The sequence below is a fragment of the Hymenobacter saemangeumensis genome (assembly GCF_039541835.1).
GTDB classification, from domain to species: Bacteria; Bacteroidota; Bacteroidia; order Cytophagales; family Hymenobacteraceae; genus Hymenobacter; species Hymenobacter saemangeumensis.
In genome coordinates this window covers 85,686-100,568 of record NZ_BAABGZ010000027.1, presented here as the reverse complement: position 1 = coordinate 100,568, position 14,883 = coordinate 85,686, and the positions used below count along the sequence as shown (strand labels likewise).

Here is a 14,883-nt window from a genome sequence, read left to right as displayed (position 1 = left end):
CACTTAGTTCAGCCAGGCAGCACGGAGCTGCTTAGCCAAAATGTACCGGCGGACTCAGGAACATGTACCAGGACGCTGCCATCAGGATTCCCAATACAATGTAGCCCCAGGTGAAGTCGGTGGGCTGGGGCTTGCGTACCGTGGACTCAAATAACTCATTCATGCAGCCCAGAGCGGTGGGAGTCACCAGCAGGCCCATCATTACCAGGCGCAGCACTTCCTGAATGTTGATATAAGGCAGCTTGGCCAGCATAATCAGCACCGAGCCCACTGCCCAGGGAATGATGAGTGTGCTCAGCACCATGCGCTGCCGGTGCTGGTAGCGCATCACCGTCTTGGAGTCGTGGGCCTGCAGGAAGGGGATGGCGGCAAAGTAACCCAGGGCCAGCTGAATGATGCCCGCTACCAAGGCCAGCAGCACGTTTACCACATTACCCAGCTCGAACACCCAGCTGGGGACGTACCAGAAGCCGGATTGCGTAAACGTATCGGCCAGTAGAGCCCCGAAAAAGGCGTTGAAGCCGTGAAAGGCCGCCCAGATTAGTACCAGCTTAAATACGCCACGCTTGGCGCGGGCCCGGCGCCAGTACCATTGGAAGGCCGCAAATCCTGCCAGTAAGCAAACCACGGGACCAATGCCGTTGATGGCGATAATGGCCAGGCGCCACCATTCCCCGTCGGCCATGGTGTAGACGATTTTGCTGGGGTCCCAGCTGCCCCGCAGCGAGAAACGGTGCGACAGGGCTATCTTGGCAAATTGGTGAAGGGCCGAAATGAAATAGTACGTCACCACATACACCGCCGTGCCGTTGACTGCCGCAATCAAAAACTTATTTTTTTCGGACGGGGCCGTATCGGTTGTTAATGGAGTAGTTTCTGCACTCATAAAAAGGAACTGCCAATAAGAGAGGGGCGAATCAAAGGCCAAAACTACGCAGCCTGCACCATTTTCAGTAGCAGCCTGCGCAGCCTTTAGCGGTTCAAGCTGGCTTTTGCGCTGGGCTTTGCGTACCTTCGCAGACTGAAAAACTGCCCTAGTGAAGAATATCCGCAATTTTTGCATCATTGCCCACATCGACCACGGTAAAAGTACCCTGGCCGACCGGCTGCTGGAATTTACCAGCACCGTTGCCAAGCGCGACATGCAGGCCCAGCTGCTCGACAACATGGACCTGGAGCGCGAGCGGGGCATCACCATCAAGAGCCACGCCATTCAGATGCAGTACCCCTACAAAGGGGAAGTGTATACGCTGAACCTGATTGACACGCCCGGCCACGTCGACTTCAGCTATGAGGTAAGCCGCAGCATTGCCGCCTGCGAAGGTGCCCTGCTCATCGTGGACGCTTCGCAGGGTATTGAAGCCCAGACCATTTCCAATCTTTACCTGGCCATCGGGGCCGACCTGGAAATCATCCCGGTGCTCAACAAGATTGACCTGCCCCACGCCATGCCCGAGGAGGTAACCGACGAAATCGTCGACCTCATCGGCTGCGACGCCGACGATATTATTCACGCCTCGGGCAAGGCCGGTATTGGCATTGAAAACATCCTGAACGCCATCTGCGAGCGTATTCCGGCCCCTAAGGGCGACCCGGATGCCCCGCTGCAGGCCCTCATCTTCGACTCGGTCTTCAATTCCTACCGGGGCATCGAGGTACTGTTCCGCATCAAGAACGGCACCATGCGCAAGGGCGACAAGCTGCGCTTCATGGCCACGGGCAAGGAGTACGGCGCCGACGAAATCGGGGTGCTGAAGCTCAACCAGGAGCCGCGTATGGAAATGAGCGCCGGCAACGTGGGCTACCTCATTTCGGGTATCAAAGAAGCGCGCGAAGTAAAAGTGGGCGACACCATTACCCTGGTAAACAACCCCACTACCGAGGCCATTGTCGGCTTCGAGGACGTGAAGCCCATGGTGTTTGCCGGTATTTACCCGGTGGAAACCAGCGAGTACGAAGACCTGCGCACCGCCATGGAAAAGCTGCAGCTCAACGACGCCTCGCTGGTGTGGGAGCCCGAAACCTCGGCCGCCCTGGGCTTCGGCTTCCGCTGCGGCTTCCTGGGCATGCTGCACATGGAAATCGTGCAGGAGCGCCTCGAGCGGGAGTTCAACATGACCGTGATTACCACCGTGCCCAGCGTGCAGTTCCACGCCATTGGCACCAAAGACCAGCTGCTGGTAATCAACGCGCCCTCGGAGATGCCCGAGCCCAACCTCATCAAGAACATTGAGGAGCCCTACATCAAGGCCCAGATTATTACGGCCGCGGACTACGTCGGGTCCATCATTACGCTGTGCATGGACAAGCGCGGCATCATTAAAGGGCAGTCGTACCTGACTTCCGAGCGGGTAGAGCTGAACTTCGAGCTGCCGCTGTCGGAAATCGTGTTCGACTTCTTCGACAAGCTCAAAACCATTAGCCGCGGCTATGCCTCGCTCGACTACGAGCTGATTGGCTTCCGCGAATCTGACATGGTAAAGCTCGACATCATGCTCAACGGCGAGAAGGTAGATGCCCTCTCCGCCATTGTGCACCGCTCCAAGAGCTACGACTGGGGCCGGCGCCTCTGCGAAAAGCTGCGCGAGCTGCTGCCCCGGCAAATGTTCGACATTGCCATTCAGGCCAGCATCGGCCAGAAAATCATTGCCCGCGAAACGGTGAAGGCCCTGCGCAAAAACGTAATTGCCAAATGCTATGGCGGCGATATCAGCCGCAAGCGCAAGCTGCTTGAAAAGCAGAAGGAGGGCAAGAAGCGCATGCGTCAGGTCGGCTCCGTTGAAATCCCGCAGGAAGCTTTCCTGGCAGTTCTAAAAATCGACTAATAATTTTAAACGCGGCTTATGGGCCGCGTTTTTTTTGCTTCCTGTCCTGCTCCGTACACGGTACTCCCATTTCTAATTTCTTACCCATCATGCCCCAGTACTGGGGCAAACCTGCAGCTACGAATGACACCCACTACCTATCGCCTTATCGACGGCAAGCAGACTGCCGAAGAAATCAAAGTTGAAATTGCTGCTGAGGTAGCCCAGCGCAAAGCCCAGGGGCTGAAAGTGCCGCACCTGGCTGCTGTGCTGGTGGGCCACGACGGCGGGTCGGAGACGTACGTGCGCAATAAGGTGCTGGCCTGCGAGCGGGTGGGCTTCGAGTCGACCTTGATACGCTACGAAGACGACCTGAGTGAAGACGAGCTCCTGGCCAAAGTAGCCGAGTTGAATAACGACCCCGAAATAGACGGCTTTATTGTACAGCTGCCGCTGCCGGCACACATCAATACCGACAAGGTGATTGAAGCCATTAGTCCCAACAAGGACGTGGATGGGTTTCACCCCATGAACATCGGCCGCATGGTGGCAGGGCTTCCGGCTTTGTTGCCGGCCACACCCTCCGGCATCGTGGAGCTGCTCAGCCGGCACGGTATCAAAACCAGCGGCAAGCATTGCGTGGTTATCGGCCGTTCCAACATAGTTGGCACGCCTGTAAGTATACTGCTAGCTAAGAACCTGGATACGGGTAACTGCACCGTTACTTTATGTCATTCCCGTACCCAGAACCTGGCTGAAATCTGCCGGACGGCCGACATTGTAGTGGCGGCCATTGGCCGTCCCGAGTTCGTGACGGCCGACATGGTACGACCGGGAGCAGTGGTAATTGACGTGGGTACTACCCGCGTAGCCGACCCCAGCAAGAAGAGCGGCTACGCCTTAAAAGGGGATGTCAACTTTGCCGAGGTGGCGCCGCTGTCTTCCAGCATTACCCCTGTGCCGGGTGGGGTTGGCCCCATGACCATTGCCATGCTTTTGTTGAACACCTTACGGGCGGCAAAGGGAGAAATCTACCCCAAGTAGCCGGTAGGAACGACCGTTTTTTTGCTTTTTAGCCCCCTGCGACGTACTTTTAAAGTCCGGCATCGGGAACACCATGCCCGTTTTTTAACGTTGGAAAACTTTCTGGTCCGACGTTTTTACCCAATGACTCAACCTAGCCTTTCTTTTGCTCTACCCCGTGTTTCTACTGATGCAGCCGCTTTGATGGAAGCCGGATTGTTGCTGCCAGTGATGGAGCAGTTTTATACTATTCAGGGCGAGGGCTTTAATACCGGCAAAGCAGCGTATTTTATTCGGCTGGGAGGCTGTGACGTGGGCTGCCACTGGTGCGATGTGAAAGAGTCGTGGGATGTCACGGCCCATCCGCTCCAGGCGGTCGAAGACCTGGTGGCTGCGGTGCTGGAGTACCCGGGTCGCAACGTTGTTATTACGGGCGGCGAGCCGCTCATGCACAACCTGCTGCCGCTAACCCAAGCCCTGAAAGCAGCGGGCTGCCAGACCTGGCTGGAAACTTCCGGAGCCCACCCGCTGTCGGGCCAGTGGGATTGGCTTTGTGTTTCGCCCAAGAAGTTTAAAAAGCCTTTGCCGCAGGTGCTGGCTGCTGCTCACGAACTAAAAGTAGTGGTATTCAATGAGTCCGACTTTACGTGGGCTGAAGAGCACGCGGGCCTGGTTGCTGAGACGGCCCGCCTGTACCTGCAGCCGGAATGGAGCCGGGCCGCTCGGGTTACCCCGGCCCTGATTGAGTATGTGAAGCAGCACCCCCAATGGCAGGTATCGCTGCAAACGCATAAATACCTCGACATCCCGTAGCTTGTGCCCATGCTTCGCTTTGTAGTTCATTGTGGGAATCACCTGGGGGCTTTTTGCCTGCTGGTGCTGCTTTGGACTGCAGAGGCTGCACAGGCGCAGGCGCCGCCCCGGAATTTGTCGATTACCAACACCAAAGCCAAGTCGCTTTATGATAAAGCCGCGCAGCAAAGCCGGGAGCGCGACTTTGTAAAGGCCATTGAAACCCTGAACCAGCTCAACCAGAAGTTCCCGTCTTTTGGCGAGCCTTATCTGATGAAGGGCTCCTTGCTTAAGGCCATGGGCGACAACCATGGGGCGCTGGCCGCTTATAAGGAAGGCCTGAGCAAAGTGCCGGCCGATGCTTCGCATGCCGGCGAGTTTCAGTTATTAGGCGACCTGGCCCTGAGCTATGGCGACTACCAGACGGCCGGCGATGCCTACCGGCAGCTGCTAAAGGTGGCTCCTAAAACGTACCGCAACCTGGCCAAGTCGGAGCGGCAGCTACGCACCTGTGAGTTTGCGCTGGAAGCCATGCGGAAGCCGGTGGGCGAAGCCCCAACGCGGCTGCCTTCGCCGATGAATGCTTTCAAGTTTCAGTATTTCCCCGCTCTCACAGCCGATAACCGATTTCTGCTCTTCACCGGTCGGCCTTCCGACAACAGCGGCGAGGACTTGTACATCAGCCGCCAGGGCAAAGACGGTGCCCTGGGAGAGCCAGTGCCGATATCACCGGCTATCAACTCCTCTTTTAACGAGGGCGCCGGTACGATTTCCGGCGATGGCAAAACCCTGGTATTTGCCTCCTGCGACCGGCCCCGCGCCATTGGCAACTGCGACCTGTACATCTCGCGCCGTACCGGTAATAACTGGAGCGCGCCGCAGAACCTGGGCTCCAATGTCAACTCGGTGGAGTGGGACTCCCAGCCTTCCTTATCGGCCGATGGCCGCACGCTTTACTTTACCTCGACAAGACGCGGTGGCCAGGGCCAGGAAGACCTGTACGTAACTACTCTACAGCCTGACGGCAGCTGGAGCGTGGCCCAAAACCTGGGCACGCCGGTGAATACCCCGGGAAAGGACATGGCCCCCTTTATCCATGCCAGCAGCACCACGCTTTATTACGTTACCGATGGCTTGGTGGGCATGGGCGGCCTCGATGTGTTCCGCTGCGAAAAAAGCCCCATTACTGGGCAGTGGAGCGAGCCGCGAAACCTGGGTTACCCCCTGAATACTTTCGAAAACGAAGCCTCCCTCTTCATTACCTCCGATAATCAAAAGGGTTTCTGCTCGCGTACCCGCGTATCGCAGGAGCCTACCGGCGGGGTACGCCTGATTCGGGAGCGGCCGGTGGAGCTTTTTACCTTTAGTGTGCCCAATCAGGTGAAGGCCCGCGAAACCAGCACCTACACCCAGGGCCGGGTTTTCGACGCCATCACCAAAAAGCCGCTGAAAGCTGAAGTAAAGCTGTACGACCTCGATACGGACGCCCTTACCCAGTTTGTAACGTCCGACCCCGAGTATGGCGACTACACGGTGGTACTGAACGAGGGGCACCACTACGCCATGTACGTCGTGGCTGACAAGTACTTGCTTAAAAGCCTGAGCTTCGATTACTCCGACCAGCACACCTTCAACCCGCTGACCCTGGACATCTACCTGGAGCCGGTGCGGGCGGGCCGCAGCGTGGTCTTGAACAACCTGTTCTTCGATACCAACAAGTACGACCTCAAGCCCCAGTCGCGCACGGAGCTGAATCGGCTTATTGAGTTCATGCGCCAGTACAAGGACATCCAGATTGAAGTGTCGGGCTATACCGACAACGTGGGCACCCCGGAGGCTAACATGCAGCTTTCCCAGCGCCGGGCCCAGGCCGTTGTCGAATACCTGGGCAGCAATGGCATCGCGCCCACGCGCCTGCGCTCCAAAGGCTATGGCGAAACCCATCCGCTGGCACCAAACGACTCGGAAATGCACCGTCGTCAGAACCGACGCATTGAGCTGCACATCCTTTAGCAGCGCATTTAACCAGTTGCTAAAGAGCGGCGGCCACTGGCCATTACTCCTTCCTCTGTACCCATTGATGGTTACCCATAGGCAGCCTTTCTGAGCTTTTTGCTGCTCAAATGCCTGTTAACGAATAGGACTATTCCACGGTTGAGGTAAGCATTTTGCATTGCGGGTGTTCAGCTGGTGAACTCTGGTTTTGTTAGGAAAATGCGCCGGGCTGGCACTTTACTTAAAGTAATACTTTAGATGGGTTAAATTTTTATAGCATTTAGCCGGAAAATTGTATTGTTCGCCCATTAGCGAACTTTTTTTTTGCCTCTAGCTTAAATTTTTTTGTTGGGATTTATAGGTTAAAAATCAGTAGGTTATACAATCCAGGGAAAAGTGTCTGGTTAGAAAAGTGACAAAAAAAATATTTTTAGTTCTAAAAAATATTTTGCTTACGTTTGAAATGGTCATTCGGGACTTCCGGAGACAATTCAGGCACTTTTTTCACCTTCACCCTTTTTACCACCATGAAAAATCTTTTTTTAGCTACCTGCCTCGCCGCGGGTGTAAGCACGATGCCAGTAGCAGCATCCGGACCTGGCGACCGCGAGTATTCGCCGGCCATCATCTCGCGGGCCACAACCCTGACCCGGGCGCTCGACCGCCGTATTCATTTCAACGAGGGGCAGTACATCGCCGTCAAGCAGCTCCACCTGCGCATGCTGGCTGAGCGGCAAGAGCTGGAAATCAAGTACTCAGGCGACGAAGGTGAGCGTGATTACATGCTGGCTAATGCCCAGGAGCGCTACGAGAACGAGCTGAACTGCCTGCTGAACCCGCGCCAGGTGGTGGCTTACCACGACCTGCGCAACAATTTCACCGCCCACCGTATCAAGTAGGGGCGGGGAGGAGCTTGTTACCGCGTTTTCGAACACGAAAAAGCCCGCTCAGTGAGCGGGCTTTTTGCATTATTCAGGTTTTCGTGATTAGGTCTATGGGCAGGTTGTAGCCTGGGCAGAAGAGAAGTCTTTTAGCGTTAGCAAATACATTTGAAAGCTTTTACTTCTACCTAAGACCTAAGACCTAAGACCTAAGACCTGGCTAGCGGGCGCTGATTTCAACGTAGTCGCGCTCCAGCTCGCCGGTGTAAATCTGACGCGGGCGGCCGATGGGCTCCTTGTTTTCGCGCATCTCCTTCCACTGGGCAATCCAGCCGGGCAGGCGGCCCAGGGCAAACATCACCGTGAACATCTCCGTGGGAATGCCCAGGGCCTTGTAAATGATGCCGGAATAGAAGTCGACGTTGGGATACAGCTTGCGCTCGATAAAGTACGGGTCGGTCAGAGCCGCCTGCTCAAGCTCCTTGGCAATTTTCAGCAACGGGCTATCTTCCAGGCCCAGGGCCTGTAGCACTTCGTCGGCCGCCTTCTTGATGATGGTAGCCCGGGGGTCGAAGTTCTTGTATACGCGGTGGCCAAAGCCCATGAGGCGGAACGCATCGTTCTTGTCCTTGGCCTTGTCAACCCACTTTTGGGTGTTGCCGCCGTCGGCCTGAATAGCCTCCAGCATTTCCACCACTTCCTGGTTAGCACCGCCGTGCAGGGGGCCCCACAGAGCATTGATGCCGGCCGATACCGAGCCGTAGAGGCTGGCGTTAGCCGAGCCTACGAGGCGCACGGTGCTGGTCGAGCAGTTCTGTTCGTGGTCGGCGTGCAGGATAAGCAGCTTGTTGAGCGCCTTCACTACTACCGGGTTTACTTCATACTTCTCCGTAGGGAAGCTGAACATCATGTACAGGAAGTTGGAGCAGTAGTCGAGGTCGTTCCGCGGGTAGTTCAGCGGGTGACCCATCTGGTTTTTGTAGGTCCAGGCCGCAATGGTCGAAATCTTCGCCATCAGGCGGATGATGTTCAGCTCCATTTCTTCCTGGCTGATTTCCGGGGCCACGCTCTTGGGGTAGAAAGCCGTGAGCGAGCACACCAGCGACGACAGGATGGCCATGGGGTGAGCCGCCGAGGGGAAGCCGTCGAAAATCTTGCGCACGTCTTCGTGCACCAGGGTGTGCTTGGTGATGTTGCTGCTGAAGGTATTGAGCTCGGCCTGGGTGGGCAGAGCACCATAAATCAGCAGGTAGGCTACCTCGAGGAAGCTCGACTTCTCAGCCAGCTGCTCGATAGGATAGCCGCGGTAGCGTAGAATACCTTCTTCGCCGTCGAGGAAAGTGATGGCGCTTTTGGTTGCCCCGGTGTTCTTGTAGCCCGAGTCGAGGGTTACGTAGCCGGTCTGGTCGCGCAGCTTGCCAATGTCAAAGGCTTTTTCGTGTTCAGTCCCTTCAATGACCGGGAGGGTGATGGATTTCCCGTCGAGGATAAGTTCAGCAGTTTCTGCCATGGGCGAATAGGATAAGGGAGAAGTTCTGCGCGAAACTAATGCATAAGCCTCACGCCGGAAAGGTTTGCGGTGAATTGGGTTTGATTAATACAACTAAAAAGGGCAGAGGTTCTACTCCGGCCCAGATATTTTACTTGCCAATGCAGAACTGGGTGAAAATGCTGGTGAGCAGGTCGTCGGTAGATATTTCGCCGGTAATCTCGCCCAGGGCGGCCAGGGCGTGGCGCAGGTCGGCTGCCAGCAGCTCGGTGCCCAGGCCCAGGTCCAGGCCTTGCTGCACGGCGGCCAGGTAGCCGGCAGCCGCTTCCAGGGCCCGGGCGTGGCGCACGTTGGTGACGATGGTAGCCGAGGCATTGGCTTCCAGGCCGGCCCCGCGTACCTGGCCGAGCAGGGCGGCCTGCAGCTCTTCCAGGCCCTCTTTGCGGGCGGCCGACAGCAGTACGGGCAGCTGTAGGGTGCCGGAGAGCGCCAGGGGCTGCCCAAAGGCTGCCAGCTGGCTCGCCGAAGCCCGGTCGCGCTTATTGCCCACGGCCAGCACCGGCAGCTGCAGGCCCGCGGTGAGCTCGGCAACTTCAGCCTGCACCTCGGCGGGGCTCATCTCGGCCAGGTCGAACAGGTAGAGCAGCAGGGCGGCTTGCTGTACGCGCTGCCGGGTGCGCTGCACGCCAATGGCCTCAACCTCATCGGCGGGGTTGTCGCGCAGCCCGGCCGTGTCCACGAAGCGGAAGCGGATGCCGTCGAGGCTGACTTCATCCTCGATGAAGTCGCGGGTGGTGCCGGGAATGGCCGACACAATGGCCCGCTCCTCGCGCAGCAAGGCATTCAGCAGCGTCGACTTGCCGGCATTGGGCCGCCCGGCAATGACGGTGGTAATGCCGTTTTTGATGACGTTGCCGAGCTCAAACGAGCGCAGCAGGTCCGCTACCACGCCGCGCACCTCGTCCAGCAGCCGGGCCAGGCCGCTGCGGTCGGCAAACTCCACGTCTTCTTCGCCAAAGTCCAGCTCCAGCTCCAGCAGGGAGGCAAACTGCACCAGCCGGGCCCGCAGCTCACGCAGCTCCTGGGAAAAGCCGCCCCGCAGCTGGTTGAGGGCTACGCGGTGCGAGAGAGCCGAGTCGGCCGCAATCAGGTCGGCTACCGCTTCGGCCTGGGCCAGGTCCATGGCCCCGTGCAGAAAGGCGCGCTTGGTGAACTCGCCGGCTTCGGCCAGGCGGGCGCCCTGGCGCAGCAGCACGGCCAGCACCTGCCGCACCACGTAGTCGGAGCCGTGGCAGCTGATTTCCACCACGTCTTCGCGGGTAAAGGAGCGCGGTGCCCGGTACAGGGCCACTACTACCTCATCCAGAATGGCTTCGCTGTTGGGGTCGCGCAGGGTGCCGTAGTGCAGGGTATGGCCGGGCTGCTCGGCCAGCTTCTTTTTGGAGAAGATGCCGGCCGTTATGGCCACGGCATCGGGGCCCGATAGCCGGATAACAGCCAGCGCCCCGGCCCCGGGCGGCGTGGAAAGGGCTACAATGGTGTCGGAGAAAATTGTCTGAACCACGGATTTTTCGGATTAAACGGATTTCACGGATTTTGTCTGAACCACGGATTGGCTACGCCGAACTTCGTTTGACGCGGACTTTTCGGATTTCACGGAGTTTGTAAACGGAGCAGAACCGTGCCTATGGGCCTTGACGAGGCGAAGGTCAGGCTTGAACAAAAAGGCAGCCGCAAGGCTGCCTTTTTGTTTGGCTTGCTTTCGAATGCGAATCGACTACAAAGTCCGTGAAATCCGAAAAATCCGTGTCAATCCGTGGTTCATACAACTATTCCGTCACAAACAGGTTCCGGCTTACTTCGGCGGAAATAAGGGTGGTGCGGTCCTGGTTGATGCGCAGCTCGCAGGAGTGGTCGAACTCAATTTTATCAAGCACTTCCAGGTGGGCGCCCAGCTGCAGGCCGACTTTGTTCAGGTACTGTAGAAAGGGTACTGAGGTGTTCTTGACGGCCGCCAGCACGCCCCGCTCGCCCGGGCAGAGGTCGGCCAGCAGGCGGTGGGAGGGGCGGCGGATGGCACCATCTTCACCCGGAATGGGGTCGCCGTGGGGGTCCAGGGCCGGGAAGCCCAGGAAAGCATCGAGCCGACGCATGAGCAGCGGCGACTGCACGTGCTCGAGCTCCTCGGCTACTTCGTGCACCTCGTCCCAGTGAAAGCCCAGCTGCTGCACCAGAAAAACTTCCCACAGCCGGTGCTTGCGAATCGTCAGTAGCGCTACCTTTTGCCCTTCGTCGGTGAGCTGCACGCCCCGGTACCGCTCGTAGGCCAGCAGGCCCTTCTCAGACAAGCGGCGCAGCATGTCCGTCACCGACGCGGCCCGGGTATCCAGCGCCGCCGCAATGCGGTTGGTGCTCACCCCGGCCTGCTCCGGCTCGGCTTCGGCCAGCTTGTAAATGGCTTTGAGGTAATTTTCTTCGGTGTGGGAGGGCATCTTAATTGAATTATAAATTATAAATTATGAATTATAAATTGCGGTTCTGGGCTGCTGCCAGCACTCATTTATAATTCATAGTTTATAATTCTTAATTGCGAAGCGTCTACCACTTTATCAGCGCGCTGGCCCAGGTGAAGCCGGAGCCGAAAGCTGCCAGGCACACCAGGTCGCCGCGTTGGATGCGGCCTTCCTGCACGGCTTCGCTCAGGGCCAGGGGCACGGAGGCGGCGGTGGTGTTGCCGTAGCGCTGGATGTTGGAGTACACCTTTTCGTTGGGCAGGCCCATTTTCTGCTGCACGTACTGGGTGATGCGCAGGTTGGCCTGGTGGGGAATGAGCATGTCCACGTCTTCGGGCTGGTAGCCGTTCTGGTCGAGGGCCTCCTTAATCACCTGCGGGAAGCGCACCACGGCGTGCTTGAACACGTTCTGCCCGTTCATGTAGGGGTAGAGGTCGAGGGGTTTATCCAGGATGTACTGCACGCGGTTGTCGCGGTTGGAGCCCGGCTCTTTCACAATCAGCTCCTCGGCGTGCTCGCCCTGGGAGTGCAGGTGGGTGCTGAGGATGCCGTGCCCTTCGCGGGAGCAGGGACGCAGCACCACGGCACCGGCGCCATCGCCAAAGATGACCGATACGCCGCGGCCGCGGGGTGTCTTGTCGAGGCCCGAGGAGTGTATCTCGGAGCCCACCACCAGCACGGTGTCGTACATGCCGGTTTTAACAAACTGGTCGGCTACCGACAGGGAGTAGATAAAGCCCGAGCACTGATTGCGCACGTCCAGGGCCGGCACCGACTCCTTGATGCCCAGCTCGCGCTGCAGCAGCACGCCGGAGCCGGGGAAGAAGTAGTCGGGCGAGAGGGTAGCAAACACAATCAGCTGCACGTCGTCGGGCTGCAGGCCGGCCATGGCCAGGGCTTTGCGGCTGGCCTCGGCGGCCATGCTGGCCGTGGTGTCTTTGCCCTCCTCAAACCAACGCCGCTCCTGAATACCGGTCCGCTCCTGAATCCAGGCGTCGGAGGTATCCATCATGCTTTCAATTTCAGCATTTTTAACAACGCGGCTGGGGACGTAATGGCCGACCCCGGCAATTTCGGACTGACGTAAAGTGGCCATGTGCGAGAAGGGAATGGTGGGATTTTAAATGAGAAAAGCGAAGCGAATGTAGTACGGCGCAAGAAGCCGAGCTGGCTACGGATAAGCTAAAACGGGCGCAAAGGTGGCAGGTTAAACGAGAGAATCCAGCAAAAGCTGCAATTTTTCTCCCTCGGTGGCCCACAGGGCCTCAGCAGGAATGCCGGCAGGGTAGAATGATGCCCTTGACAGCTGCGCGCTAAGGACGGCCGCATCCACCTGCTGAAAGTCGGTTTCCAGGCCGGCTTGATGCGTCTGCGCCAGGGCCCGCCACAGGGGGTTGGGCGGGTACAGCACCGGCAGGCCGTGGGCTAGGTACTCAAATAGCTTGGTGGGCCGGCAGCGCGCGGTGCTCGGATGGGGCCGGTAGGGCAGCAGCCCCAGGTGGCTGCGGCCGATTTCGGCCACAATTTCAGAGTGCGGCACAGGCTGCGCCCCGCCTACCAGCCGCAGCAGGTTGGGGTGGCTGGCCACCTTTTCCTGTAGCTGCAGCAGCAATGCCGGCTGCTGGCAGAAGCCAACAATGGTAAGCCGGGCGCCCCCGGGCCAGACAGCGTGCAGCTTTTCGGCCAGGGCAATGGCTTCCCAGATGCCATTTAGCACGGAGATGGTACCGGAAAAAAGCAGGCGCAGCGGCTCACTGGTGGGAGGCAGTAGGCGGGGCTGCGAGGGCAGGCCCTCCCCGGGCGCGGGCTGGTACTTGTTTTCAAGGACAAGAATGCGGCTTGGCGGCAGTTGCCGGAGGAAGGGCAGCTCATCGGCGTAGCTTTCCTCGGCCAGCACGACGGCCGCTGCGCGGCGGGCCGCCAGCCCTTCTACCCAGCGCAGGCCGCCGGCCAGCAGGCGGCGCATCAAGCCCTGGTACACCCCCTGGGTAGATACGTTCAGGGCGTAGTTTTCGCGGATGTCGTAGAGAAACCGGCGGCCCTGCCCCAGCAGCTGCCATAGCAGGGTGAGGGGCAACAGCTCGGGGGCATGCACGAAAACCAGACCGGGCTTTACGCGGCGCAGCAGCTGCCAGTAGCGCCACTGCGCGGCCAGTCGGGCCAGGCTCAAGCGGGAGCCTTGGAATATAGGATGCAGTGAAACCGTGGGGCTGTGGCCTGCTTTGCTGGCTTGCCCGGCCGCCCGGCCGGCCACGTGCACCACGGTGCCGGGCCGGGCCGCCAGCGTTTCGGCAAACTTTTCCCGCATGCGGGTATCGTCCACCGGCTTGAGCACCGATGCCAGCAAAACCACAAAAGAAGTAGGAGCGGAGCCGGGCACAAGCCAAAGATGCTAGTTTTGTTGCTCTCAAACCCGTGCGGTACCCTGCGCCGCGCCATTTACGACCCGCTTATTTTCCTGTCAATGTCTGAGTACCAAACCCTCATCGAAGCCGCCTGGGCCGACCGCGCCCTGCTGCAAAACGCCGACACCAAAGCTGCCATCGAGCACATCATTGAAGAGCTGGACAAGGGCCGCCTGCGCGTGGCCACGCCGCCCGCCGAGGAGGGCGGCGACTGGCAGGTAAACGACTGGGTGAAAAAGGCTGTTATCCTGTACTTCCCGCTGCGGCAGATGAGCACCCAGGAAGTGGGTCCCTTCGAGTACCACGACAAGATGGCCCTCAAAACCGACTACGCCGGGCAGCAGGTGCGCGTGGTGCCACCGGCCGTGGCCCGCTACGGCGCCTTCCTGGCGCCCGGGGTCATCCTCATGCCCAGCTACACCAACATCGGCGCTTACGTGGGCGAAGGCACCATGGTCGATACCTGGGCCACGGTGGGCAGCTGCGCCCAGGTAGGCAAAGGCGTGCACCTGAGCGGCGGCGTGGGCCTGGGCGGCGTGCTGGAGCCCGTGCAGGCCGCACCGGTCATCATTGAAGACGGCGCCTTCATCGGTTCGCGCTGCATCCTGGTCGAAGGCTGCCGCATCGGCCAGGAAGCCGTAATCGGGGCCGGTGTCACCATCACCGGCAGCACGAAAATCATCGACGTGACTGGCGCCGAGCCCAAGGAGTACAAAGGCTACGTGCCGCCCCGCTCGGTGGTCATTCCCGGCTCCATTCCCAAGCAGTTCCCCGCTGGCGAGTACCAGGTGCCCTGCGCGCTGATTATCGGCCAGCGCAAGCCCAGCACCGATTTGAAAACGAGCCTGAATGATGCGCTGCGGGACTTAGGAGTTTCTGTCTGAACCGCAGATTGACGCAGATTTAACGGATAAGAACGGATTCTATTCCGACTGTTCTTCCTTTAAAAGCAAAATGGCCACTGCGGCAGGAGCAGTGGCC

12 protein-coding genes are annotated in these 14,883 nt (G+C 58.8%); 6 read left to right on the top strand and 6 right to left on the bottom strand.

Going from position 1 to position 14,883, the window contains the following annotated elements; all coding sequences use genetic code 11:
• Positions 1 to 31: 31 nt before the first annotated feature.
• Positions 32 to 886 (bottom strand): hypothetical protein, encoded by an 855-nt coding sequence (locus ABD919_RS12255; RefSeq protein WP_345236305.1) that lies wholly within the window; start codon positions 884 to 886, stop codon positions 32 to 34.
• Positions 887 to 1,037: 151 nt separating this feature from the next.
• On the opposite strand from ABD919_RS12255, the gene lepA reads away from it, so the two are divergent.
• From lepA to ABD919_RS12230, 5 genes are all read left to right on the top strand, one after another.
• Positions 1,038 to 2,825, top strand: a complete 1,788-nt coding sequence (gene lepA, locus ABD919_RS12250) for a translation elongation factor 4 (protein ID WP_345236304.1) — start codon at positions 1,038 to 1,040, stop codon at positions 2,823 to 2,825.
• A gap of 123 nt (positions 2,826 to 2,948) precedes the next feature.
• Positions 2,949 to 3,848: a bifunctional 5,10-methylenetetrahydrofolate dehydrogenase/5,10-methenyltetrahydrofolate cyclohydrolase gene (locus ABD919_RS12245; protein ID WP_345236303.1), complete on the top strand. Its 900-nt coding sequence runs from the start codon at positions 2,949 to 2,951 to the stop codon at positions 3,846 to 3,848.
• Between the two features lie 210 nt (positions 3,849 to 4,058).
• Entirely contained in the window at positions 4,059 to 4,640 is a 582-nt protein-coding gene (locus ABD919_RS12240) for a 7-carboxy-7-deazaguanine synthase QueE (RefSeq protein ID WP_345236302.1), read from the top strand.
• 9 nt (positions 4,641 to 4,649) lie between these two features.
• Positions 4,650 to 6,632: an OmpA family protein gene (locus ABD919_RS12235; RefSeq protein WP_345236301.1), complete on the top strand. Its 1,983-nt coding sequence runs from the start codon at positions 4,650 to 4,652 to the stop codon at positions 6,630 to 6,632.
• A 509-nt stretch (positions 6,633 to 7,141) separates the two neighbouring features.
• The gene (locus tag ABD919_RS12230; RefSeq protein WP_345236300.1) at positions 7,142 to 7,513 is read left to right on the top strand and encodes a hypothetical protein; all 372 of its coding nucleotides are present in this window, start codon (positions 7,142 to 7,144) and stop codon (positions 7,511 to 7,513) included.
• A gap of 202 nt (positions 7,514 to 7,715) precedes the next feature.
• Here the strand turns inward: ABD919_RS12230 and ABD919_RS12225 are convergent, their stop codons facing one another.
• From ABD919_RS12225 to ABD919_RS12205, 5 genes are all read right to left on the bottom strand, one after another.
• On the bottom strand, positions 7,716 to 9,005 hold the full coding sequence (locus tag ABD919_RS12225) for a citrate synthase (protein ID WP_345236299.1): 1,290 nt from the start codon (positions 9,003 to 9,005) through the stop codon (positions 7,716 to 7,718).
• Between the two features lie 130 nt (positions 9,006 to 9,135).
• Positions 9,136 to 10,548: a tRNA uridine-5-carboxymethylaminomethyl(34) synthesis GTPase MnmE gene (mnmE, locus tag ABD919_RS12220; protein WP_345236298.1), complete on the bottom strand. Its 1,413-nt coding sequence runs from the start codon at positions 10,546 to 10,548 to the stop codon at positions 9,136 to 9,138.
• A gap of 265 nt (positions 10,549 to 10,813) precedes the next feature.
• Positions 10,814 to 11,476, bottom strand: a complete 663-nt coding sequence (locus ABD919_RS12215) for a metal-dependent transcriptional regulator (RefSeq protein ID WP_345236297.1) — start codon at positions 11,474 to 11,476, stop codon at positions 10,814 to 10,816.
• Between the two features lie 106 nt (positions 11,477 to 11,582).
• On the bottom strand, positions 11,583 to 12,593 hold the full coding sequence (locus tag ABD919_RS12210; RefSeq protein ID WP_345236296.1) for a 3-oxoacyl-ACP synthase III family protein: 1,011 nt from the start codon (positions 12,591 to 12,593) through the stop codon (positions 11,583 to 11,585).
• A 111-nt stretch (positions 12,594 to 12,704) separates the two neighbouring features.
• Complete coding sequence (locus ABD919_RS12205) at positions 12,705 to 13,877, bottom strand: glycosyltransferase (RefSeq protein WP_345236295.1); 1,173 nt, start codon at positions 13,875 to 13,877, stop codon at positions 12,705 to 12,707.
• Between the two features lie 84 nt (positions 13,878 to 13,961).
• On the opposite strand from ABD919_RS12205, the gene ABD919_RS12200 reads away from it, so the two are divergent.
• The gene (locus ABD919_RS12200) at positions 13,962 to 14,786 is read left to right on the top strand and encodes a 2,3,4,5-tetrahydropyridine-2,6-dicarboxylate N-succinyltransferase (RefSeq protein WP_345236294.1); all 825 of its coding nucleotides are present in this window, start codon (positions 13,962 to 13,964) and stop codon (positions 14,784 to 14,786) included.
• Positions 14,787 to 14,883: the final 97 nt, after the last annotated feature.